Source organism: Collinsella sp. AM40-7AC (assembly GCF_003468125.1).
GTDB classification, from domain to species: domain Bacteria; phylum Actinomycetota; class Coriobacteriia; order Coriobacteriales; family Coriobacteriaceae; genus Collinsella; species Collinsella aerofaciens_O.
The window spans coordinates 118,473-141,440 of record NZ_QSGK01000004.1; the positions used below are offsets into that span (position 1 = coordinate 118,473).

Annotated in this window: 21 protein-coding genes and 6 tRNA genes; 20 read left to right on the forward strand and 7 right to left on the reverse strand. The window is 58.8% G+C overall.

Annotated features, from left to right (window positions below; all coding sequences use genetic code 11):
* Positions 1–553: 553 nt before the first annotated feature.
* The 14 genes from DW892_RS04740 to folB all read left to right on the forward strand — a co-directional run bounded on the left by DW892_RS04740 (position 554) and on the right by folB (position 12,434).
* Positions 554–643, forward strand: a tRNA-Leu gene (locus tag DW892_RS04740).
* Positions 644–702: 59 nt separating this feature from the next.
* Positions 703–3,048 carry a GAF domain-containing SpoIIE family protein phosphatase gene (locus DW892_RS04745; protein WP_117766063.1) on the forward strand — a complete coding sequence of 782 codons (2,346 nt, stop codon included), beginning with the start codon at positions 703–705 and terminating at the stop codon, positions 3,046–3,048.
* 78 nt (positions 3,049–3,126) lie between these two features.
* Entirely contained in the window at positions 3,127–3,873 is a 747-nt protein-coding gene (locus DW892_RS04750; RefSeq protein ID WP_117766065.1) for an anti-sigma factor antagonist, read from the forward strand.
* 105 nt (positions 3,874–3,978) lie between these two features.
* Positions 3,979–4,054 (forward strand) — tRNA-Gly (locus DW892_RS04755).
* 34 nt (positions 4,055–4,088) lie between these two features.
* A tRNA-Cys gene (locus tag DW892_RS04760) sits at positions 4,089–4,162 on the forward strand.
* Between the two features lie 42 nt (positions 4,163–4,204).
* Positions 4,205–4,280: transfer RNA gene (locus DW892_RS04765), tRNA-Gly, on the forward strand.
* Positions 4,281–4,803: 523 nt separating this feature from the next.
* Complete coding sequence (locus tag DW892_RS04770) at positions 4,804–6,537, forward strand: glycoside hydrolase family 13 protein (RefSeq protein WP_147349846.1); 1,734 nt, start codon at positions 4,804–4,806, stop codon at positions 6,535–6,537.
* A gap of 142 nt (positions 6,538–6,679) precedes the next feature.
* Positions 6,680–6,755: transfer RNA gene (locus tag DW892_RS04775), tRNA-Gly, on the forward strand.
* 3 nt (positions 6,756–6,758) lie between these two features.
* Positions 6,759–6,833: transfer RNA gene (locus DW892_RS04780), tRNA-Val, on the forward strand.
* A gap of 633 nt (positions 6,834–7,466) precedes the next feature.
* Complete coding sequence (gene nrdD / locus DW892_RS04785; protein WP_117766069.1) at positions 7,467–9,689, forward strand: anaerobic ribonucleoside-triphosphate reductase; 2,223 nt, start codon at positions 7,467–7,469, stop codon at positions 9,687–9,689.
* 426 nt (positions 9,690–10,115) lie between these two features.
* Positions 10,116–10,697: an anaerobic ribonucleoside-triphosphate reductase activating protein gene (gene nrdG / locus DW892_RS04790; protein WP_117766071.1), complete on the forward strand. Its 582-nt coding sequence runs from the start codon at positions 10,116–10,118 to the stop codon at positions 10,695–10,697.
* A 66-nt stretch (positions 10,698–10,763) separates the two neighbouring features.
* The gene (folE, locus tag DW892_RS04795; protein ID WP_117766073.1) at positions 10,764–11,321 is read left to right on the forward strand and encodes a GTP cyclohydrolase I FolE; all 558 of its coding nucleotides are present in this window, start codon (positions 10,764–10,766) and stop codon (positions 11,319–11,321) included.
* Between the two features lie 2 nt (positions 11,322–11,323).
* Positions 11,324–11,905, forward strand: a complete 582-nt coding sequence (locus tag DW892_RS04800; protein ID WP_187364983.1) for an HD domain-containing protein — start codon at positions 11,324–11,326, stop codon at positions 11,903–11,905.
* A 43-nt stretch (positions 11,906–11,948) separates the two neighbouring features.
* Positions 11,949–12,434 carry a dihydroneopterin aldolase gene (gene folB, locus DW892_RS04805; protein WP_055251396.1) on the forward strand — a complete coding sequence of 162 codons (486 nt, stop codon included), beginning with the start codon at positions 11,949–11,951 and terminating at the stop codon, positions 12,432–12,434.
* Positions 12,435–12,440: 6 nt separating this feature from the next.
* Here folB and DW892_RS04810 read toward each other — a convergent pair whose 3' ends face one another.
* Positions 12,441–13,217 (reverse strand): M48 family metallopeptidase, encoded by a 777-nt coding sequence (locus DW892_RS04810; protein ID WP_158567026.1) that lies wholly within the window; start codon positions 13,215–13,217, stop codon positions 12,441–12,443.
* Positions 13,218–13,291: 74 nt separating this feature from the next.
* Positions 13,292–14,305: a dipeptidase gene (locus DW892_RS04815; protein WP_117766076.1), complete on the reverse strand. Its 1,014-nt coding sequence runs from the start codon at positions 14,303–14,305 to the stop codon at positions 13,292–13,294.
* 120 nt (positions 14,306–14,425) lie between these two features.
* On the opposite strand from DW892_RS04815, the gene DW892_RS04820 reads away from it, so the two are divergent.
* The 3 genes from DW892_RS04820 (at position 14,426) to DW892_RS04830 (ending at position 16,316) form a co-directional block, all read left to right on the forward strand.
* Positions 14,426–14,854 carry a peptidylprolyl isomerase gene (locus DW892_RS04820; RefSeq protein WP_117766192.1) on the forward strand — a complete coding sequence of 143 codons (429 nt, stop codon included), beginning with the start codon at positions 14,426–14,428 and terminating at the stop codon, positions 14,852–14,854.
* 3 nt (positions 14,855–14,857) lie between these two features.
* A complete protein-coding gene (locus DW892_RS04825) occupies positions 14,858–15,436 on the forward strand; it encodes an urease accessory protein UreE (protein WP_089572974.1) in 579 nt (192 codons plus the stop codon).
* An 82-nt stretch (positions 15,437–15,518) separates the two neighbouring features.
* Positions 15,519–16,316 (forward strand): HAD-IIB family hydrolase, encoded by a 798-nt coding sequence (locus tag DW892_RS04830; RefSeq protein WP_117766077.1) that lies wholly within the window; start codon positions 15,519–15,521, stop codon positions 16,314–16,316.
* Positions 16,317–16,331: 15 nt separating this feature from the next.
* On the opposite strand, the gene DW892_RS04835 is transcribed toward DW892_RS04830, so the two are convergent.
* The 5 genes from DW892_RS04835 to DW892_RS04855 form a co-directional block, all read right to left on the reverse strand.
* Positions 16,332–16,712: a Fur family transcriptional regulator gene (locus tag DW892_RS04835; protein WP_172677978.1), complete on the reverse strand. Its 381-nt coding sequence runs from the start codon at positions 16,710–16,712 to the stop codon at positions 16,332–16,334.
* A gap of 61 nt (positions 16,713–16,773) precedes the next feature.
* Positions 16,774–17,184: an acylphosphatase gene (locus DW892_RS04840; RefSeq protein ID WP_089572979.1), complete on the reverse strand. Its 411-nt coding sequence runs from the start codon at positions 17,182–17,184 to the stop codon at positions 16,774–16,776.
* A 2-nt stretch (positions 17,185–17,186) separates the two neighbouring features.
* Positions 17,187–18,293, reverse strand: coding sequence for a Gfo/Idh/MocA family protein (locus DW892_RS04845; protein ID WP_117766078.1), 1,107 nt, complete (start codon positions 18,291–18,293; stop codon positions 17,187–17,189).
* A gap of 75 nt (positions 18,294–18,368) precedes the next feature.
* Positions 18,369–18,905, reverse strand: a complete 537-nt coding sequence (rnhA, locus tag DW892_RS04850) for a ribonuclease HI (protein ID WP_117637459.1) — start codon at positions 18,903–18,905, stop codon at positions 18,369–18,371.
* A gap of 48 nt (positions 18,906–18,953) precedes the next feature.
* The gene (locus tag DW892_RS04855; RefSeq protein WP_117766079.1) at positions 18,954–19,856 is read right to left on the reverse strand and encodes a LysR family transcriptional regulator; all 903 of its coding nucleotides are present in this window, start codon (positions 19,854–19,856) and stop codon (positions 18,954–18,956) included.
* Positions 19,857–20,131: 275 nt separating this feature from the next.
* Between DW892_RS04855 and DW892_RS04860 the strand changes: the two genes are divergently transcribed.
* From DW892_RS04860 to DW892_RS04870, 3 genes are all read left to right on the forward strand, one after another.
* Positions 20,132–21,442: an O-acetylhomoserine aminocarboxypropyltransferase/cysteine synthase family protein gene (locus DW892_RS04860; RefSeq protein WP_117766080.1), complete on the forward strand. Its 1,311-nt coding sequence runs from the start codon at positions 20,132–20,134 to the stop codon at positions 21,440–21,442.
* A gap of 311 nt (positions 21,443–21,753) precedes the next feature.
* Positions 21,754–22,530, forward strand: coding sequence for a hypothetical protein (locus DW892_RS04865; RefSeq protein ID WP_147349847.1), 777 nt, complete (start codon positions 21,754–21,756; stop codon positions 22,528–22,530).
* Positions 22,531–22,717: 187 nt separating this feature from the next.
* Complete coding sequence (locus tag DW892_RS04870; RefSeq protein ID WP_117766084.1) at positions 22,718–22,924, forward strand: hypothetical protein; 207 nt, start codon at positions 22,718–22,720, stop codon at positions 22,922–22,924.
* Positions 22,925–22,968 lie beyond the last annotated feature (44 nt).

Below are 22,968 nucleotides of genomic sequence, written 5' to 3' on the forward strand. Positions count from 1 at the left end.
CAGAACGTCCTCGGACATGTCGGAAGCCCCGCTGCGCGCTACGCGCTGCGGGGCTTCCTCCGTCCTGCGGGACGTTCTGAAAAGCAACACCAGGGCGGGCCCTGCGTTAACGCGGCAGAGGGGAGTGAGATTCCTTGATCGCTCACTTAATCTAATAGGAAAGTTAGTGAGGCCGGAGCTTTGGCTCCGGCCTCCCCATATAAGGGCTCGGCTTTGCCGAGCCACCAAATTTGCATCAGCCCCCAAAACATGTTTGAGAACTGTGCATGAAGCATGTGCCCCTAGGGCAGGAATGAGGTCGCTTTCCAACGCATTCCGCAGGGGGCGGCATTATTTTGTAGCGCGAAGCGCGGATCAAAATAATGCCGCATGCCCGAGGACGCGTTGGAAAGCGACCTCATTCCTGCCCGAACAGGTCGGTCTACCTGCGCAATTACAAATTCGTAAACTTTTTTGAAAAAAGTGCTTGCACAGTTCTCGAATCATAGGTTATTATCTTCCTCGTTGAAAGCGCGGGTCTAACAAAGCGAACCGCGAATTAACAACATAGCATGTCGGAGTGGCGGAATTGGCAGACGCGCTAGCTTGAGGTGCTAGTGACCGCTTTTTGGTCATGCGGGTTCAAGTCCCGCCTCCGACACCATCGCATTTGAGAAGCCTCTTCGGAGGCTTTTTTGTTACCGATAGACGGTGAGGTCCACGATGGAAACGCTTGAACGCAACGAGTGGGCAGACGTTGCCCAACTAGTCGAGATCACGAGCGATGCTGTCATCATCTGCGAGCTCGACGGAACCATTCTGCATGTGAATAATCGCTTACTTGGTTTGATGTGCGAGGAACGCGCCGACGTCATCGGCGGAGATGTAAAAGACGTCCTGTACTCGTCCGCTTTTGAACGTGCGACGGAACATCGTCTGCCATTTGAAACTGATGGCTCCGAGAACGAACTGATGCTCAAGCTGAGTGACGGCTCTTTTATTCCCGTCTTGGTTCGTGCGGGCTCCGTAACGCCTCCGCGCATCTTTGGGCGCCGCGCACCACGTGTCCTGGTGGCGCTTCACAGTATCGAGGAACAGTATTCTCACGACCGTCAGCTCAAGCGTGCGCTTTCGGAGCTTAGAGTGGCGAACAAGCGTCTCTCTGGCACGCTCTCGGTCATTATGAGCACTGTGGGCTCCGATGAGCTGCCCAGCCTGCTTGATACCGTTTTGAACCAGCTTGTAGGAACGCTCGATGCTTCGGGTGCCGCTATCTATTTTTCTGAGAGCGGCGGCTTTAAGCTTCGCGGTGTTTCCAAGGAGCTGCTCGACAGCTACCTGCCCGAGTTTTTGCCGTATGGCGCTGGCATTCCGACGTATGTTCTTCGCGAGTCGCGTGCCTGTCGCTTGTCGATCCAACAGGACCTTGAGGGCGATAAGGCCGCCTCCGGTATGTTCATGGACCTGGATAATCGTTCAAAGCACCTGTTGCGCATGCAGGATATGCCTCCGTACCGCAGCGAGATCTGTCTTCCCGTTTTTTACGGTACGCAGATCCTCGGCGTGCTGGAAGTTGGTTGGAAACGCCACCAGGCACCGCTCGCCTATGACGTTAATGTGCTCGAGGTCATTTGCGATTACCTGTCTATCCAGCTGGTCGGCATGGCATCGAGCCTTCGCTCCCGTCGCACGGCCGAGCTTGGCCGCTCGCTCAATGTCTTGCGTGATGAGTTGTTTACCTTTCTAGACGATTCCGCCGCGGCTACCCAGGCGGTATCGTCCGAGATCTGCAATATGCTCAACTGCCATTTTTGCCCTATTGAGTATGACGCCAGTCTGGATTCCTACGTCATAGATTTTGAAGGCGGCAGCCGCGTTGCTTTGCCGGACGATCCCGAGAAGCTTTTCTTTTCCACGACGGCGCCAGCAGCACGTCTGGGGGCTGGCCCTGATGGCTTTGAGGCATCTGTTTTGGGCGGCACGAGTGCCGAGGACCTTAAACACGTCCGTATAACTCGCGTTGACGAATCGATGCCTATGGGAGGCTGGCTTAGGGCGCATGGCTTGCCTTGCCAGGGTCTCTACGTCGACGCCGGCATCGAGGCGGGGCGTCCGCGCTCTAAGGGCGATGGCAAGCACAGTAACGACGCGATTGTTCCTGCTTCTGTTGCGAAGGGCCCGACGACGCGCGCGCTGCTGCTTCGTGATGGTAGCCAAGAGCCGATTGATGACCTTGAATATGACTACTTGGTGCACTTGGCGCATGACTTTGAACTGATCTATGAAGGCGAATCTCAAAAGCGTGAGGAGCGCCATATCGCTCAGACGCTCCAGATTGGCATGAGAAATTCACTGGGGGATGTTCCGGGAATCGCCGCCGATTCGGTGTACCTGTCGGCCACGAATTCGGCGTTGGTCGGCGGCGATTTCTATACGCTCATCCGTCTTCCCGACGATTGCGCCGTCATGATTCTGGGCGATGTGTCTGGCAAAGGCATTGAGGCTGCATCGATGTCCGCGCTCGTCAAGACGGCCCTGACGGCATATGCCTGGGAGGGCGCTGGACCGGCCCGCATGGCACGCTCCCTTAACAGCATGCTCATGGGCTTTTCGAGGGTCGAGACGTTCGTGACGGCCTTTATCGCCAAGATTGACCTTAAAGCCGGACGCGCAACGTATTGTTCGGCGGGCCATCCTCCGACCATGGTCATCAGGCCAGAGTCGATGCCGCTGGGTGGCGACGAGGCTCGTGGGGGAGAGGTCGAGCTGCTTGGATGCCAATCGGGGGTAATCGGTGCCTTTGAGAGCATGGTGTACGAGACAGGCGTGTTTACGTTCGCTCCTGGTGACATGCTATTTATGTACACCGACGGAACAATCGAAGCACGTGACCGCTCGGGTGCTTTCTTTGGCGAGCAGCGCCTTCGCGACCTTCTGCTCTCTGTCTCGGGTGAGGGCGTGTCGGGCATTTGCGGCAAGGTCTTGGGCGAGCTTGACCGATTTACCGAATCGGCGCTGGACGATGACATTGCATTGGTGTCCCTTGAGTTTTTACGGGGTCGTTCATAGACGACGCTGGGCGGGCTGAATCCGTACGGTTGGGGAAACGAATGCATCGAGTGGGCTTTTTTGGGGAACCATGGTCGTATGAATGAGTGGAATGACATAGCGGTTTTGACGCCACCAGGCGATATCGACATCGCCACGGTGCCTGCGCTGCGTCGGCGGTTGGATGCTTTGATTGGCCGCGGCGTGCGTCGTGTCGTCATCAACTGTCAGGCAGTTAGCTTTATCGATTCGACGGGCTTGGCATTCCTGCTTACGCGCGCTCGTGAGCTCATGAGGCGAGAAGGCCTGCTTTCGCTCGTCAATGCATCAGGTGGAGTTGTTCGCTTTTTGGAGATTGCTCGGCTTGTCGATATCCTTCATGTCGCGGGGCCGGCACGGGAGTCTATTCCCGCCATTCCGGTGGGGGAGCTGCCTCGCTGGAGTAAGAGCGTCGAGGTCCGTCAGGGTATCGAGAATCTTCCATACTACCGACATCGCATCGCCGAACTCCTTGAATCGCTTCCGTTGCGCCGTGACGAGCGCTACGATGTCGCATTGGCGTCGGGGGAGGCGCTGGGTAATGCCTATGACCATGCGGGCGGTATCGGCTGCGTCCTGACGGTTCAGGCCTATAGCGATCGCGTTGTGGTTGAGGTGCTTGATCGAGGTGCCGGCTATTCTATCGATGAAACGAGCGAACCGGTCGCATCAGAGGAGCGCGGCCGTGGTATCAAGCTTATGCGTATGCTCGTCGATAACGTGGAGGTTGCTCGTCGTACGGACGGCGCCGGCACGCGCGTGCAGATGGTGAAGCTGTTTAGCGGAGCGCTGGAGTCGTGTGCCTAGCCAATCGCTTTAGCGCGTTTAGCTACTAAGAACATGCGGCAGACAAGTTTTTTGAAAAAAGTACTTGCGTCTTTTGGACAACTCGCGTAAATTAATAACCCGCAAGCGGACATGGCTCAGTTGGTAGAGCACAACCTTGCCAAGGTTGGGGTCGCGGGTTCGAGCCCCGTTGTCCGCTCCATTGCATTTCCGGACCGTTTAGGCGGTCCTTTTTCGGCGAAGTGGCCAAGTGGTAAGGCAGAGGCCTGCAAAGCCTTTACCCCCGGTTCGAATCCGGGCTTCGCCTCCAGGCAACATCCGGGCGCTCCGGCGCCCGATTTGTTTTACATATGCGGACATGGCTCAGTTGGTAGAGCACAACCTTGCCAAGGTTGGGGTCGCGGGTTCGAGCCCCGTTGTCCGCTCCAAACGCAGCAGCCCGACTACTACGGTAGCCGGGCTTTTTCGTACCCGTCGCTTGGGCTCGAACCCGAGGGGGAGCGAGCGTTAAGCAAACGCGGAGCGTTTGTAGCGAGCTGGCGAGGACGCCGGCAGGCGGCCGAAGCCGGTGCGGATCCGCGAAGCGAATACGCAGACGCCCCGTTGTCCGCTCCAACTATCTTACGCGGTTCTAACGAACCGCGTTTTTTGTTGACGCTGCGCGAGCCCCGGGCACCCCATCTTGCCCCTCAATCGTCGGTCGCGTACATAAAGTACGCTTCCCTCCTCTTTCGCGGCAACTTGGGGCACCCGGAGCCCGCTCGCTGTCGTGGCCGGAGGAGTGGGCCTTCCGTTCTTTTCACTGATCGATCGATTCGTCCCAGGAGACTCGAACCCGAGAGGGAGCGAGCGTTTTGGGGCGTGGCTGTGGCGTTGTTTGCCGCGAATGTCCGCTTTGGGCGTATCATCGTGGGCATCTCGCAAAACCTCGTTGCAAGGGAGACTCATCCCATGGCTACAGAAAAGTCCTCGTCGCGCCCATGGATGTCCGATGCCGCGATCTATCAGATCTATCCGCGCTCGTTTAAGGATTCGACTGGTTCGGGTCTGGGCGATATCGCGGGCATTACCCAGCAGATGGACTATCTTGAGCAGCTGGGCATCGAGGCTATCTGGCTGAGCCCGTTTTACCCATCGCCTCTTGTCGATGGCGGCTATGATGTGGCGGACTACTGCGATGTCGACCCACGTCTCGGCTCGCTTGACGACTTCGATGACATGATCGCTGCGGCTCATGCGCACGGCATCAAGGTCATCGTCGACATCGTGCCCAACCATTCGTCCAACCAGCACCCCTGGTTCAAAGCCGCTCTTGCCGCCGGCCCCGGATCACCCGAGCGCGCCAGTTATATCTTCCGCGATGGTCGCGGCGGGCACGGCGAGCTGCCTCCCACCAATTGGAATGCCAACTTTGGCGGCCCCGCCTGGACGCGCGTCGCGGACGGTCAGTGGTATCTGCACATGTTTACGCCCGAGCAGCCGGACTTTGACTGGTCGTGTCCCGAGGTTCATGCGTTCTTTTGCGACGTCCTGGCGTTTTGGAGCGATCGAGGCGTCGATGGCTTTCGCATTGATGTGGCGCACGGTCTCGCCAAGGATCTCGACCGCGATGACCTCGACCGGTGGCATCTCGCCGAGGGCGATGACATGGTTGAGGACGGCACCCATCCGCTGTGGGACCGCAACGAGGTCCATGAGATCTATCGCGAGTGGCGCCGCGTGTTCGACCGTTATGATCCGCCGCGCAGCGCCGTTGCCGAGGCGTGGGTTCTGCCCGAGCGCCAGTATCTCTACGCACGCCCCAGCGAGCTTGGCCAGACATTCAACTTTGAGTTCGCCAAGGCCACTTGGACCTATGATGACATGCACGCTGCAATCGAGAAGGGCTTGAAGGCGGCCATCGAATCCGATTCCGCCTCGACCTGGGTACTCTCCAACCACGACGTGCCGCGCGTGGCGACACGCTATGCCCTGCCGCAAATCAAGGCGACGCGCTACCATCAGATTGCGCTCGACTGGCTCTTACGCGACGGGTCGTCTTATGACGAGGACCGTGAACTCGGCGAGCGCCGCGCGCGGGCAGCCCTTTTGCTTGAGTTGGCGCTTCCGGGCTCGGCATACGTGTATCAGGGTGAGGAGCTCGGCCTTTTTGAGGTGGCTGACATCCCGTGGGCTGCACTCGAAGATCCCACTGCGACCAATACGCACGGACCGAAGCGCGAGAAGGGGCGCGACGGCTGTCGTGTGCCCCTGCCGTGGGTGGCAGCGGACGATCCCGCGCAGGGCGGATCGTTTGGGTTTTCACCGGCGGACGCCGATGCGGCGCCCCATCTGCCACAGCCTGCATGGTTTTCCGATTACGCTGCCGATAGGGAAGAAGCGGACCCGGCATCGATGCTTGCGTTCTATCGCGACGCCCTCTGGCTGCGGCGCAAGCTGCGCGGGTGCGCCAACGATCTTGCGTGGCTCGATCTTGACGGGTGCACCGGCCTTGCGGATGGTGCCGAGGGCGCTGAGGGCGGCGTCATCGCCTATCGCCGCGACAACGGCTGGGCGTGTGTGACGAACTTCGGTGCAGCACCCGTGGAGCTGCCGGCGGGTAGGGTCCTGCTCACCTCATCACCGCTTGCAGATGGCAGGCTCGCGCAGGACAGCTCTGCCTGGATCATGCTCGCTGAGTTGTAGGGGGCCTCTTGCGGCGAGCTTGCGTTTGCCTACACCTTCCGTGGTGGCTGATGTCTTCGCGAGGTTCGCGAGGGCGTCGCAAAACTTTTCAAAAAAAGTTCTTGCATTTGGGTGGATCATCCCGTATATTAAATCCTCGCAGGCGGACATGGCTCAGTTGGTAGAGCACAACCTTGCCAAGGTTGGGGTCGCGGGTTCGAGCCCCGTTGTCCGCTCCATTTGGGCGTTTAGCTCAGGGGGAGAGCGCTTCCCTGACACGGAAGAGGTCAGAAGTTCAAATCTTCTAACGCCCACCAAATGTTCGCAGCTCAGAGGCTATGTCCTCTGGGCTGTTTTGTTTTGCCACCAAGCACGCCGCCAAATAAGCCGCCAAATATTGATCCAAGGTCTGTACGCGATGGTCTTCGCATCCCGTGGGGGCGCCGGCAGATTGCATGTGTCCTGGTCCATCGTGACCGCAACATGTTGGTCAAGCATAATCTTTTGGATTCTTTTGGCGTGAGCGGCTTGGTTTTGGTAGGATTTGTCAGCGGCTTGACTAAGGGGGTTTTATAACTGCCATGCAGGTAGCCGTGTTGGTAACGTTTTACCGACTTGTCAAATACCCCTCATTTTTAATGCGTCTGCAAAATGACCAATTGCTTTGACCTGCTGAAACACTATATGTTGTGTTTGACCTAAAAAAAGAATACAGGATATAGATGCTTCTTTGTCGTATGATAGATGGCGGACAGAGAACGAAGACCTTAACTGCCTCTTTTGAACGTGTCCTTGAACCGCTTGATTGGCTCTAGGGAATGTCCGCATGGAGGCTTATGGTTTATCGAGAACACAGATTGCGCGACGGCGCCGCAAGGCAGGGGCAGGCCCTGCCGGGCATCGTTTGGCTCTGAAGCGCAATGAGGCTACGACGCGAAAGAGGCAAGAGGATGAAGATCATCAAGCGCAGCGGCACCGAGGTTGTCTTTGACATCGATAAGATCGTCAATGCCATCCGCGCCGCAAACTTGGAGGTCGAGGAGAGCTCTCGTCTTACCGACCGCCAGGTGGTTTATGCGGCGCAAAACGTCGCCGAGGCATGCGAGAACGCGGGCCACACCGTTTCGGTCGAGGAGATCCAGGATTTGGTCGAGGACGAGATCATGCGTCTCGACTGCTACGAGGTCGCCCGCCACTACATCATCTATCGCTATGTTCAGAGCCTGAAGCGCCAGAAGAACACGACCGACGACAAGATTCTGTCGCTGATCGAGTGCAATAACGAAGAGGTCAAGCAGGAGAACTCTAACAAGAACCCGACCGTCAATTCCGTCCAGCGCGACTATATGGCCGGCGAGATTTCAAAGGATCTGACTCAGCGTGTGCTGCTGCCCCAGGAGATCGTGGATGCCCACAATGAGGGCCTGATCCACTTCCACGATTCTGACTACTTTGCCCAGCACATGCATAACTGCGACCTGGTGAACCTGGAGGACATGCTCCAGAACGGCACCGTTATCTCGGGCACGCTGATCGAGAAGCCGCACAGCTTCTCGACTGCCTGCAACATCGCGACGCAGATTATCGCCCAGGTTGCTTCCTCCCAGTACGGCGGCCAGTCTATTTCGCTGACCCATCTTGCCCCGTTTGTTGAGGTGAGCCGTCAAAAGATTCGCGGCGAGGTTGCCCGCGAGCTCGAGGAGCTCGGTGTTTCGGCATCTGCCGAAAAGGTCCGTGAGGTCGTTGAGGACCGTCTGCGCGATGAGATCCGTCGCGGCGTCCAGACGATTCAGTATCAGGTCGTGACCCTTATGACCACCAATGGCCAGGCGCCGTTCGTGACGGTCTTTATGTATCTCAATGAGGCCCGTACGCCCCAGGAGAAGCACGACCTTGCCATGATCGTGGAGGAGACGCTTCGTCAACGCTATGAGGGCGTTAAGAACGAAGCCGGTGTGTGGATTACCCCGGCATTCCCCAAGCTTATCTACGTGCTCGAGGACGATAACATTCGCGAGGATTCGCCGTACTTCTATCTGACCAAGCTCGCCGCCAAGTGCACCGCCAAGCGCATGGTGCCCGATTACATCTCCGAGAAGAAGATGCGCGAGCTCAAGCTGTCGAAGGGCGAGACCGCCGGCAACGGCGATTGCTACACCTGCATGGGTTGTCGCAGTTTCCTGACGCCCGACCGCTCGGGCAACGGCTTTAACAATGTTGCCAACGCGCTGAACTATGACCCGACCAAACCTAAGTACTATGGCCGCTTTAACCAGGGTGTTGTGACCATCAACCTGCCCGATGTCGCGCTGAGCTCGCATCAGGACATGGACAAGTTCTGGAAGATCTTCGATGAGCGCCTTGAGCTGTGCCATCGTGCCCTGCTGTGCCGTCATGAGCGCCTGATGGGCACGCTTTCGGATGCCGCGCCGATTCTTTGGCAGTACGGCGCCCTGGCGCGTCTGAAGAAGGGCGAGACGATCGATAAGCTGCTCGTGGGCGGCTATTCCACCATCAGCCTGGGGTATGCCGGCCTGTATGAGTGCGTCAAGTACATGACGGGCCACAGCCACACCGAGAAGGAGGGCACGCCCTTTGCCATGGCAGTCATGCAGCGCATGAACGACAAGTGCGCCGAGTGGAAGGCCGAAAGCGATATTGACTTCTCGCTGTACGGTACCCCGCTTGAGTCGACGACCTACAAGTTCGCCAAGTGCCTGCAGCGTCGTTTTGGCATCATCCCGGGCGTGACGGACAAGGGCTACATCACCAACAGCTACCACGTCCACGTGTCCGAGGAGATCGACGCATTCGACAAGCTCAAGTTCGAGGGCATGTTCCAGCAGCTTTCGCCGGGCGGTGCCATCTCCTACGTCGAGGTTCCCAACATGCAGGACAACCTCAAGGCTGTCATCCGCGTGATGCAGTATATCTACGACAACATCATGTACGCCGAGCTCAACACCAAGAGCGACTACTGCCAGGTGTGCGGCTACGATGGCGAGATCAAGATTGTCGAGGATGACGGCAAGCTGGTGTGGGAGTGCCCCAGCTGCGGCAACCGCGACCAGGAGAAGATGAATGTCGCCCGTCGCACGTGCGGCTACATCGGTACCCAGTTCTGGAACCAGGGTCGAACCGAGGAGATCCGCGACCGCGTGCTGCATCTCTAATAACCATCCCAGGCTGCCCCGTAGCGAGGCCCCGGACCTTTACTCGCTATTTCGGACAGTCCTGGCTCACGACGGAGGCGCCACTGGCGCCTCCTGTTCGTGCGGAACTCATATCGAGCAAAGGTCCGGGGCCTCGCTACGGGGCAGCCGAGCTGACGTAGCTGAGATGCAGCACACAGCCTGCTCACTCCTCGAAGTTCTTAGCGGAAATGAGTTGACTTGCAACAACGCTTTGCTTGCGATGGCGGTTGAGCTGCAACAAAGTTTTTATTGGACCTCGAACCCTATACTCGATGTTCGCTTTGTTCATTGAGTTACCCTTTGCATGAGGCCGGGACAAATCGTCCCGCCCGCAGTTTCGCAGGCCGAAGGCCGAGAATGTTTGAGGACGGGATGATATGTCCCGGCCTCCCGGGAGAGTTACCTATGAACTACGCGAACATTAAGTATTTCGACATTGCTGATGGGGAAGGCGTTCGTACTTCTCTGTTTGTGAGTGGGTGCCGTCGTGGGTGCAAGAACTGCTTTAACTCTGTCGCGTGGGACTTTGCTGCGGGCGAGCCGTTCGATCGCGCCGTCGAGGATAAGATTATCGAGAGCCTCGACCATCCCTTTATTGATGGCCTGACGATTCTGGGCGGGGAGCCCATGGAGCCCGAGAATCAGGCTGGGCTCGTTGATTTTGTCGAGCGTGTTCGCGCGGCCTATCCAGTGGGGTCGGGGAAGACTATTTGGTGCTTTACTGGCGACGTACTCGAGGAGCTTATGCCGGGCGGTCGTCATCATACCGAGGTGACGGACCGCATCCTTGCCTGCCTCGACATGTTGGTGGACGGCCCGTTTGTTCAGGACCTGTACGATATCACGCTGCGCTTTAGGGGCTCGAGCAACCAGCGCGTGATCGATATGAACGCTACGCGCGCCCGTGCTGAGCGCGAGGGCGTTGCGCTTTGTGATGCGGTTGAACTTTGGCGTGATGATCCGGTCTATTCGACCCATACTATGTAGCTGACAGAGGTTGCGTGCCGGCGTGGTACCATAGCGCGAACGCGAAATCGAAAAAGTGAGGCCCAGATGGTCGATCAGGAAAAAGTCGAGACTGCCATTAAGCTGCTGCTTGAAGGTATAGGCGAGGACCCAACTCGTGAGGGCCTGCTGGAGACTCCGGCACGCGTCGCCCGTATGTATGGCGAGATTGCCGGCGGTATGGACCAGAGTGCCGAGGAGCACCTGTCCAAAACTTTTGCCGTCGCTTCGAACGATTTGGTTATCGAGCGCGACATTACGTTTTACTCGCTGTGCGAGCACCATCTGCTGCCGTTTTATGGCAAGGCCGCCATTGGTTATATCCCTAACGGTCGCGTGGCAGGTCTGTCTAAGCTTGCTCGCACGGTTGAGGTCTATGCCCGTCGTCTGCAGCTGCAGGAGCAGCTGTGCGCACAGGTTGCCGATGCCCTCATGGAATATCTTGCTCCCCAAGGGGCGATTGTGCTGATGGAAGCCGAGCACATGTGCATGACCATGCGCGGCGTGCAAAAGCCCGGCACCAAGACCGTGACGCTCGCTCGCCGCGGCGTCTTTGAGACCGATCCCGCGCTCGAGGAGCGGTTCTTTAGGATGCTGGGCCGCTAACCATGAGAGTCGTCAACGACTTTACATCGAAGACCGATGAGGGGACGCCGCGTCGCGGCTTTATGGCTTCGGGCCTGACTCCTTTTGGCGCCATGCCTCGCATTGATTACATTTGTGCCAACGGGCTGTTCCGGCGGCACCTGGGCAACATTGCACAGTTGGAATCGGGGCGCATCTTCTGCCGCCACGGTATTGACCATCTGCTGGATGTCGCGCGTATTATGTGGATTAAGAATCTCGAGGAGCAGCTCGAATTTGACCGCGAGGTTGTCTACGCCACGGCACTTCTTCACGATATCGGCAAAGATGAACAGTATGAATCGGGTATATCCCATGATGTTGCAAGCGAGCGCGTCGCTGATGCAATTCTCGGCGGCATGCCCGATGACGTGGCGTTTGAGTCGGCCGATGCCGCAGCCATTAAGACGGCCATTCTGGGCCATCGAAAGCTGCGCGTGAACAGCCAACCGCTTGAGCGTCTGCTCTATGCGGCCGACAAGGCCTCGCGCGCCTGCTTCGCATGCCCCGCGCGCAATGCTTGCAACTGGAGCGATGATAAAAAGAACCTGTCGATTCGCGTGTAGTTAGTTTGCGCGGTCGGGGTTCTAAACGAAGGAGACGATCGCGATGAGTAACAAAAAGCTGCCCGAGAATGCAACCAAGACTGAAGGCGCCGAGCTCGCCCGCCGTGGCAGGGGCGAAATATCCACCGCAACGGCGGTGCCCCACGTGAGCTATGACGATCTGCGCCATGCCGACCGTATTGTCATTGACGGGCTTGAGGTTTTTGCCAACCATGGTGTGTATCCCGAGGAGAACGCGCTGGGCCAGAAGTTCATCGTGTCCTTGGTGCTCTATGCCGACCTGCGCGCTGCGGGGGAGCACGATAACCTGGACGCCTCGATTGACTACGGCTCGGTGTGCCACGATGTCGATGGCTATCTGCGCGAGCATACGTTTAAGCTCATCGAGGCGGCAGCTGAGGGTACGGCCCAGATGCTGCTGCGCCGTTATCCCTCGCTGCTTGGTGTGCGCATCAAGCTCGATAAGCCTTGGGCGCCCGTCGGTCTTCCCCTGGCAAGCTGCGGTGTCGAGATCGAGCGCGTGCGCTAACCGGTACTAATATGTCTCTATGGGTGGCTGCTTGAGCCGCTGGGACAGTGCTCTATTGTTGGGGCAGTATGTGTCGAGCAGGACGTGGAACCGCTGGTTGTGGCTTGGCTCGAGCAAGTGGACGAGCTCGTGGGCGACAACCATGTCGAGGCATTCGATGGGATAGGCGGCAAGTTCGCGTGCGATGCGAATGGCTCCGGTCTTGGGCGTGCATGATCCCCAGCGCGTTTTCATGCCGCGCACGGAAACGCGGGATACGGCGACACCCATTGCGATTTCGTATGCGTGCACCATATCACGCAGCGCCGATGTGACTTCGGACGTATAGAGCTGGTCGATATGGACTTGGAGCTCGTTGGACGTTAGGCCGTCGAGGATTGCGCACCGCTTGGCCTGTGGGCCTTCGTCCGATTCGTCGGTACCCATAAAACTTGCGAAGGTAGCCTGCTTGGGCCGCGGCGCGGGGGGCTCAAAGTTGTGGTCGAGTGCATCCTGAACGGTGATGGGTTTGCCCCAAAGCGCAATGATAGACGAGGGACCGAGCGGCTCTCGCGTCGTCGCCTGACGTTGCTCGCGTTGGACAAGTCGTCTGATAATCCAGGCACTGTTGCGCTTCACAAACGCTTCGATACGCTCGCGGCTGGCGCCGAGCGGTGCGCTGGCGTGGACCTCGCCGCTCGATGTGACGCGTAGGTTGAAGTTCTTGACGCGCTTTTTGGTAACGACGACGGGGATGGGCGTCCCATCCGGTCGGGATACGGAAATCGTAAACTGCTGCGTCAAAAGCGGTCCTTCAGATTGGGGACGGGGCCGCATGTCGACCGTTCGGCATGCCGGCCCGCTCAAGGGATGTGAAATTAATAACGCTCGAAGAAGGCAAGCGCGTTGTCGCTGCAGAGCTTTTGCATCACGGTCTTGCCAAAATGCTTGGAAAGCATGTTCTGGAACTCGGGCATCTTGCTGGCATCGGAGAGGAAAGCGGGCACAGTGGCGCCGTCCCAGTCGCCGCCGAGCGCGATGACGTCCTCGCCGTCCAGGTCGAGCCAGTGCTCGATATGTGCCGCCAGCTGGTCGAAGGTGACGTCTGCGGCGGTCTTGTCGGTTGCGTCGTTGGAAAGGAACTCGCTGCAGTAGTTGAGACCGACGATGCCACCCATGTCGCGAATGGTGCGGAACTGGTCGTCGGTGAGGTTGCGCTTGACGCCGCAAACCGCACGGGAGTTGGAGTGACTGGCGACGAAGGGGCGCGTGGCGTGGGCGACAACCTCGTCAAAGCACTCATCGTTGAGGTGGGAGACGTCAAGCACCATGCCGGCGTGCTCCATCTGCGTAAGTGCCTCGATGCCGGCGGCGGTGAGACCGGCGTGGGTATCGTGTCCGCTCGCGAGCGGTCCCTGCGCGTTCCAGCTGAGTGATGACATGAGCACGCCCAGGCTCTTGAGCACTTCGATCAGCGCGGGGTCCTCGGCAAAGAACGTGGCGTTTTCGATGGTGTGGATGCAAGCGACCTTGCCGTCCTTGAGCGCGGGACGAATGTCTGCGGCGCTGCGCACGTTGACCATGCGGTCGTGGTTGAGCATTGCCTGGCCGCTCATGTGCGCCATGATCTGCGCCTGGAAGCGCGCGGCGTGGGCGGTGGGAATCTCGTCGGGGACAAACGTGGCGAAGCACTGCGCCCACGGCGTGTTGCCGATCTTTGCGAGCGAGATGGCGCAGGCGTTGCCCTCGATGAGGTCGAAATCTTGCGGATGCGTTTCGTCGCCGGGGAAATAACCGTCGGTGCCGGCGGTAAAGCGCAGGTCGAGATCGAGCGTGGCCCAGCCGATGCGGTCGGCGGTGTCGCAGTGTAGGTCAAATACGGGATATGCCATGGTTCCTCCGGTTGCAGCGTTTCTTTGCAAACTGTCTTTGAATTGTATGACTAGGGTATAGTTAGCGCCATATGTTCATGGCGGCCCACGTTGTGCGCCGCCCTTATCACGGAGGTTACCATGTCCAACCAGGGCAAGAAGGTCAAGACTCATTATCGCGGCACGCTCGACGACGGCACGCAGTTCGATAGCTCCTACGATCGCGGCGAGCCGCTGGAGTTCACCTGCGGCGCCGGTCAGATGATCAAGGGCTTCGACGCCGCTGTTGTCGACATGCAGGTGGGCGAGAAGAAGACCGTGCACATTCCTGCTGCCGATGCCTACGGCGAGCACAACCCCGAGATGGTTATTACCTTCCCGGCCGAACAGGTTCCCAACATCGAGCAGATCGAGAAGGGCATGAAGCTTTTCCTGTCCACGCCGAGCGGCATGCCCGTCCCCGCCGTGGTCATCGACGTAACGTCTGAGGCCGTGACGCTCGACGCCAACCACGAGCTGGCCGGCAAGGACCTCAACTTTGATATCGAGCTCGTTGAGGTCGAGGGTTAGAGTATGCCTGAACGCTTGGTTTCGACGACATGCTTGGGAAATCTCAACGATCCGTCCTATGAACTCCTGCTTCGCCGGAAGTTGGGCGGCGTCTTTGAAGTTGACGAGCTACTGTTCGATTGGGACCGGGCTGATGTATGCGCGTTTGCGGGCGTGACGGAGCTGGGGCGCACGATCGATGTTCGGCTGGATGCTGCCGACGGCGGTCGTCTTGCCGATGGCGACGTGCTCGCCATCGACCGTTCGGGCATGGTGCCCGTGGCGGTTGTCGTGCGCCTGCGCAGCGCCGAGGTTTATTTGGTCGAAGTCGACCGCATGGATCCGATTGCGCTCGCGCATGCGTGCTGGGAGATCGGCAATATGCACGCGCCGCTTTTCCGAGGCGATTCGGACGAGCATACCGTGCGCATGTATACGCCGGTGCAGCCTGTTTTGGGCCGCATGCTCCGGGGCGTCGAGGGTGTTCGGCTCTCGGTGGTTACCCGTGAACTCGATGCGGACCGGCGCTTTGCATCGAGTGCGGCGGAGGCCGTCGTGAGCATGGCTCCCGACTTTACCATCGTAAAAAAGACGCGCGGCTAAGCGCGTATATACGCAAGGCGGGCTTTGAGGGGCGACCAATCAAGGTCCGTCTTGCTGTTGATAGGAGGCTTTGGGGAAGCATATGGGTCTTGAGGGAATCAAGCTGATTGCATGCGATTTGGACGGCACGTTGCTGCATCCGGGGGAGCGCGAGCCGCGTTCCGAGGCCTTTGAACTCATCGATGAACTGCATCGTCGCGGTATCGTGTTTATGCCGGCGAGCGGCCGTCAATATGCGAGCTTGCGCTACCTGTTTGCCCCGGTGGCCGATGAGCTCGCCTATGTATGCGAAAACGGAGCCCTGGTGATGAGCGAGGGGCGTGCCGTTGTCAAGCGCTCTATGGAGCGTGACCTGGCGATGGATATCGCGAATGCCGTGGTCGCCTACCCCCATGCCGGCGTTACCCTTTCCTGCGAGGGGCACCTCTACACCATAAGCGGCAACGATGCGTTCGTCGACCATTTGCGCTATGAGGTCCACTGCGATGTGGCGGTGGTCGACCGCCCCGAGGACATCGACGAGGACGTCATTAAGATTGCCTTCCAGACGCCCGAGGTGGATCAGCCGGCGGCCCTGGAGTATTTCGAGTGCCTCTTTAGCGACCGTGTCGACGTGATGACGTCGGGAACCGAGTGGACGGACTTTATCGGCTTTGATTCGGGTAAGGGTTCCGCGCTTGCCGATTACGGTCGTGCCCTGGGAATTTCGCCCGATGAGATGATGGCGTTTGGCGATAACGAAAACGACCGCGACATGCTCAACGTAGTGGGCCATCCCTATCTAATGGAGAGCTGCAATCCCTCTATGCGTGGCATCAACGACCGCGTCCGTTACGTACGCACGGTCGAAGAGGAGCTGCGTCGTCTACTTGCTGAGTAGGCATGTCCCAAACATCTACCGGCAGTCGGGGCAGAGACCCTCGAAGATGGTGTAGTGCGACGTGACGTGCCAGCCGATTTGCTCGGACGCCTTGGCGTCGAGCTGGGCGTCGAAGGGGAGTGGCACGTCGATGACGCGGCTGCACGAGGTGCAGATGATATGTGCGTGCGGCTCGATGGTGCGATCGAAGCGGCTGCCGCCCGGCGTCTTGATGGAGAGGATCTCGCCGGCGTCGGCCAAGAGATTGAGATTGCGGTAGACCGTACCGCGGCTGATTTTGTCATCCTGCGCGCGCACGACGTTGTAGATTTCGTCGGCGGTGGGATGGTTATAGCTTTGGCGCACAGCGTCAAGAACCAGCTTTCGCTGCCTGGTATTCCTTCTTTGCACCGCCATGCGCCTCGCCTCTTTTCTATCAACGGTCGTAGGTAAATGATACCGTATTTAGCACACAATACTAATAACGAGGAATGAAACCGTCTTCATTGGCAAGTGGGGCTCGGGCCTGGGCGTCTACGAGGCGAAAACGCGTTCCCATGCGCTCGTAGGAGGCGTGAAGCGCCTCGAGATGAGATAGGATGTTTGCCGGAGCTCCCTGTATCTCCATCTCGACCGAGCCGTCTTCCATGTTACGCACCCAGCCGGTGAGTGCGCGTGCCTGCGCGAGGTTGGTGTTGGTAAAGCGAAAACCGACGCCCTGGACTTGCCCCGCCCAGCGCAGGAAATAACGCAGGGGAGTGTCTTGAGTGGCCTCGTCGCTTGCGAGCACAGTAAGCCTGCGGCGCAACTCGAGCTCAATGTTTGATGGTTTTTGAGGCTCTCGACTGCCGCCGGTGACGCTGGAGAAGAACGCATCGAAGAAGCCCATCGCTAGGCCTGCTTGCCTGCGTCGGACGGGAAGGTAATGCCGGCCTGCTGGCGCACGGCATCCATGATGCGCAATGAGACGAGCGTGACATCGCGGTAGTGGCCAAGTTCGTGACGTCCCGCCGGGGTCTCCCAAATCTCTTCCTTAACGTTATCGATGCCGCCGATGGCGGTGATAAAGTCTGTGAGTTCGTATTCCATAGTGTTGCTCGATTTGGGCAGGTCGAGCACGCGGCCGTTGTCTCCCTGTTCGCGCGGTGCCTCGGTCGCCGAGCCGCGTACGACGTCGCCGCGATAGTCGATGCGGACGTTGCGGGGCGTGGACAGATGGTCGATCTGGATAGTGCCACGCTCGCCTTCGATCTGCGAGGGCAGCAGGTCATTCGTAATTTTGGAGTGCGTGAGCTCGACGGAGATACGGCCACCGCCGTAGCTGGCGAGGATGGAACCGCAGCCATCGATGGGGCCGTGCGTGAGCTGTCGCGTGGTGGGATCGAGCAGAGTGGTCATGCTCGTAAGGCCGGAGGGCATGCCAAAGATCTCGACCATGGGCTCGACGGTATAGACGCCAATGTCCATGAGGGAACCCGATGCCATATTGCAGTCGAAGATATTGGTGGCGCGTCCCGCGAGAATCTCGTTGTAGCGCGAGGAATACTTGCCAAAGCGCAATGAGGCGCGGCGGATGGGGGCGATCTCGCCCAGGGCGTCCTCGATGGCGTGGAAGGCGGGATCGTGGAGGGGACGCATGGCCTCGAGGGCCACGACACCTGCTGCCTCGGCAGCGCGGAAGACTTCCAGCGCCTGCGCTTCGGTGGCGCAGAAGGGTTTCTCGACGATGACGTGCTTGCCACCGGCGATGCAGGCAAGGGCCTGCTCGTAGTGGAGCGCATTGGGGCTGCCGATGTAGACGGCGTCGACGTCGTCGGCGGACGCAAGCTCGTCAAGTGCGGTGAAGTTACGCTCGCCGCCGTGTTCGGCGGTAAAGGCGGCGCCGCGCTCGGCATCGCGCGAGAGCGTGCCCACAAACGCGGCTTGGTCGTTGGCGTTGACGACCTGGATAAAGTCGTCGGTAATCATGGATGTGCCGATGGTCGCTATACGCAGCATGTATCCCCCTCGTGCCGTTCGGTTTACAGGATGAGTGTAGCGCGAGGGGGCAGGAAATAGCGTGCGAAAACGCCGTTACAGGTCGCTCTCGTTAAAGCCGGTATCGATATCGAGGTTGCTGCCGTCGGCCGCCGTGGTGGCGAGCTCATCGCAGCGTTCGTTGAGCTCGTGGCCGGCGTGACCCTTAACCCAGATGAACTCAACCTTGTGCTTGCTTTTGGCGGTGAGTAGGCGCTCCCACAGGTCGCGGTTCTTGACGGGCTGCTTGTTGGCGGTTTTCCATCCGCGCTTTTTCCAGCCGTCGATCCAGTGCTTGTTAAAGGCGTTGACGACGTACTGCGAATCGGAATGGACCTCGACCTCGCAGGGGCGGTTAAGTGCCTCGAGCGCCACGATGACCGCCATGAGCTCCATGCGGTTGTTGGTGGTCTTGGCGTAGCCGCGCGAAAGCTCGGAGGTGAAGGTCTTGCCGGCGGGGTTGGTGTATTTGAGCACGGCGCCGTAGCCGCCGCGTCCCGGATTTGATCGGGCCGAGCCGTCGGTATAGATGATGACCTTCACGGGCTTCCTTTCGTTGGGTACGTTTCGTGTGAGTGACCATTGTAGCGCCATGCCCGCCGGGGGCTAGCAATCTACGATTTCTACCCCGTCTTCCGACAGTTAGTTGGCATGGATGATGCGGTTGAGCTCGTCGAGGTATTGCTGCAAGAGGGGAGAGGGCTTGCGCTCGTCGTGCATGATATAGCCTACGTGCATCGTTGGGGCGTCTGCTAACGGGATCGATGCCATACCCCATTGCATTTCATTGGAGAGGACACCGGTCGACAGGGTGTAGCCGTTCGACGTGATAAGTAAGTTAGTAAGTGTTCCGCGGTCCGAGATTCGTATGTTGCGGTCGCAAGGGATATAGCTAAAAGGTTCCTCGGCGTAATAGAAGGAGTTTGAGGTCCCCTGTTCAAAGCTGTAGCGCGTATATGGTGTGAGGTCGGCAAGGGACAGCTGCGGGCGGCGGGCAAGCGGGTGGCGCTCGCTAACGAAGACGTGGACCGTCGCGTCGAATAGGGGATGGAAGCTCGCGCGCGCATCGGCAAAAGCCTTCTGCAGAACGCGGGCGTTAAAGTCGTCCAGATAGAGGATGCCGATGTCGCTGCGAAATGCGCGGACGTCATCGATGATCTGCGATGTGGTGGTCTCGCGCATGATGAACTCGAACTTGCTGTCGCGGCAGCGCTCGACTACGTTGACAAAGGCCTCGACCGAAAAGGCGTAGTGCTGGGCGGAAATGGCGAGGCGGGCTTGCGGGGTGCCACCGTCCTCGTAGCGTGCCTCGAGCATGTCGGCCTGCTCTACGACCTGGCGCGCATAGCCCAAAAGCTCGGTGCCGTCGTTGGTGAGCGTGACGCCGCGGCTGGAGCGCGTAAAGATCTCCAGATGGAGCTCTTGTTCTAGGCTTTTGACGGCGTTTGAGATGTTGGACTGAGCGGTATAGAGGCGCTGAGCTGCGGCGTTGATTGAGCCGGACTCTGCCACGGCGATAAGAAAACGAAGCTGCTGGAGTGTCATCGGTGCCCGTCCTTTCGATAGCTATCTAAAAAACCGATAACAGGTTAGCGCTTTTAAGTGATTGACCGAGCGAAACAATGCTCGTACTATTCAAAACACACAAAGGCGGTAGGTAATTAAGCCGACCACGGAACCGGGATGTCAAAAGGAGGACCGCATATGAACTGCTTACCAAGACGAATGCCGGGCTCCTGTTTGCGCCCGTCGGCGTGATCAGGAGACAGCGACTTACTTCTCTCTTATTTATTTACTTTCGTTCGATCAAGGAGATCATCATGAGCCAGTTCATCAACAACCCCGAGCACACCTTTGGTTTCGATACCCTGCAGCTTCATGTTGGCCAGGAGAGCGCCGACCCCGCATCCGACTCCCGCGCCGTGCCTATCTACCAGACCACGAGCTATGTGTTCCGCAACTCCCAGCACGCCGCCGATCGCTTTGGTCTTGCCGACGCCGGTAACATCTACGGCCGTCTGACCAACTCCACCCAGGGCGTCTTTGAGGACCGTATCGCCGCGCTCGAGGGTGGCGTGGCCGGTCTTGCCGTCGCCTCCGGTGCCGCTGCCATCACCTATACCCTGCAGGCTCTTGCCCAGGCTGGTGACCACGTGGTGGCTCAGAAGACCATCTACGGCGGTTCCTACAACCTGCTCGAGCATACGCTCTCCCAGTTTGGCGTCGAGACCACGTTTGTCGATGCCCACAACCTGGAAGAGGTTGAGGGTGCCATCAAGGACAATACCACGGTCATCTATCTCGAGACGCTCGGCAACCCCAACTCTGACATCCCCAACATCGACGCCATCTCCGAGATCGCCAAGAAGCACGGTCTGCCGGTTGTCGTCGACAACACTTTCGGCACCCCGTATCTGTTTCGTCCGCTGGAGCATGGCGCCAACATCGTTGTCCACTCCGCAACCAAGTTCATCGGCGGCCACGGCACCTCGCTGGGCGGTGTGATCGTCGACGGCGGTAACTTCGATTGGAAGGCGAGCGGAAAGTACGCCCAGATCGCTGAGCCCAACCCCTCCTACCATGGCGTCTCGTTTGCCGAGGCTGCCGGTCCCGCCGCCTTCGCAACCTATGTCCGCGCCATCCTGCTGCGTGACGAGGGTGCCTGCATCAGCCCGTTCAACGCCTGGGTCCTGCTCCAGGGCACCGAGACCCTGTCGCTGCGCGTTGACCGTCATGTCGAGAACACCAAGAAGGTCGTTGAGTTCCTTGCCGGCGACAGCCACGTTGCCAAGGTGAACCACCCGAGCCTGCCTGAGCACCCCGATCACGAGCTCTATCAGAAGTACTTCCCCAACGGCGGCGCTTCGATCTTCACCTTTGAGATTAAGGGTGGCCAGAAGGCTGCCTGGAAGTTCATCGATCATCTGCAGGTGTTCTCGCTGCTCGCCAACGTGGCCGACGTCAAGTCGCTCGTCGTGCACCCGGCTACCACCACGCACTCCCAGCTCTCTGCCGAGGAGCTCGCCGAGCAGAACATCACGCCCTCCACGATCCGTCTTTCCATCGGTACCGAGAACGCCGAGGACATCATTTGGGATCTGAAGAAGGCCTTCGCCGTGCTGGACGAGTAAGGCGACTTGTGCAAGGACCCCTTGCGACTCGATAGGTATAACTGCATAAATGCCTGCTCAAGGCGCCTGCGCAAGCAATGGTTGCGCAGGCGTCTTTTTTGCATAGGAAGGGCGCTATTACAGGGTTTTTGGCATGCTTTATGCATTTGAGTTGTGGAAAACTCCTGTTGAGAGGATGTGAGTTTTACGCAATTGACGTGCGCCTTTTGAGTAAAACCGCAGGTCGCGATTTGCTCGAGGTACTATGCAGCGCGATCGAATCACACGCAGCTCAAATGCAGCAAAAACGCACTACGGAGGTTTCCAGCTACATGAGGATCGATTCACGAAAACCGAAAGCCGCTGCCCTTTCCGCCGCTCTGACCGTGGCACTTTTGGCAGGCGCCGGCGCAACTGATGCCCACGCGGCAACACTGTCCGATACGGTTGGATCTACGCCGTCCGAGGCGACGCTGGTACAGCCCGTTGATTATCGCGGCGATGGTTATGGTTCCATGCAGGAGTGGAACGCCTCGATGGAGGCCAAGCGCGATTCCCTTGAGATGCGCGCTCAGATCATTATGAATATGTATGGCGACTATGCTACCGATGACGAGCGCGCTGTGCTGCAGGGTTGTATCGACGGTGCGGGTAGTCTGTTGACGATGGGGGAGGTCGACGCGAAGTCGACCGAGCTCGATGAGCTGCGCACTGCGCTTGAGAATGCCAAGCGCGAAGCGCTCGAGGCCGCCGCAGCCGAGGCGGAGGCTGCCGAGGCCGCCCAGGCTTCGTACTACAACGCCGGTTACACTCCGCCCTACGCGTCTGCCGCGTCCTACGCGAACGGATCGGGCCTGACGCGCTCTGCGGGTGTCAATAACTACAACGGGCGCCGTGAGACCTATTACAGCAGCAACGTGTTGTATCACCACCGCACGGGCGAATGGACGCAGGATTCTGAGGGCTTCTGGCGCGATTCCGACGGCTATTACGTTGTTGCCGCGGGCGATATGGCCCAGGGCTCGACCTTTACGGGCTCCAAGGGTGATTGCAAGGTCTATGACTCCGGCTGCGCCGCCGGAACCACCGACTACTACACTGGCTGGTAATCTGCCATAAGCCAATAGGACATGACGGGCGGGCGTCTTTACCGAGCCTTTGGGCAACGTAAGGGCGTTCGTTTTTTGTGCGTGCTTGAGTTAACAGAGCGCTTACCGTGGCAGTACGCCGCGCATATGGGCGCGGGGCACACTAGTTCATGAGAAATAAGGTCTTTCTCTTGGAGGAAGTGGTCTTGTGAACGCTCGAGATATCGCCGTTGCCGTCGTCGCATTGGTGCTTGGTTGCCTTGGTCCTACGGCCGCGCTCATTGCGGGCGTGCAGGGGTCATGCGGGGCTGCTCCAATCGTGGTCGGCGCGCTGATTGCGGCCGCGCTGCTGGGAAGTGCGGGTGTAGTCCTTTGTCGCGACGATGAGGGCCAGGCCTCGGAGTCGCAGCTCTAACCGTCGGGACATCGACTACTGGTTATAGATGAAGATGAAAGCCG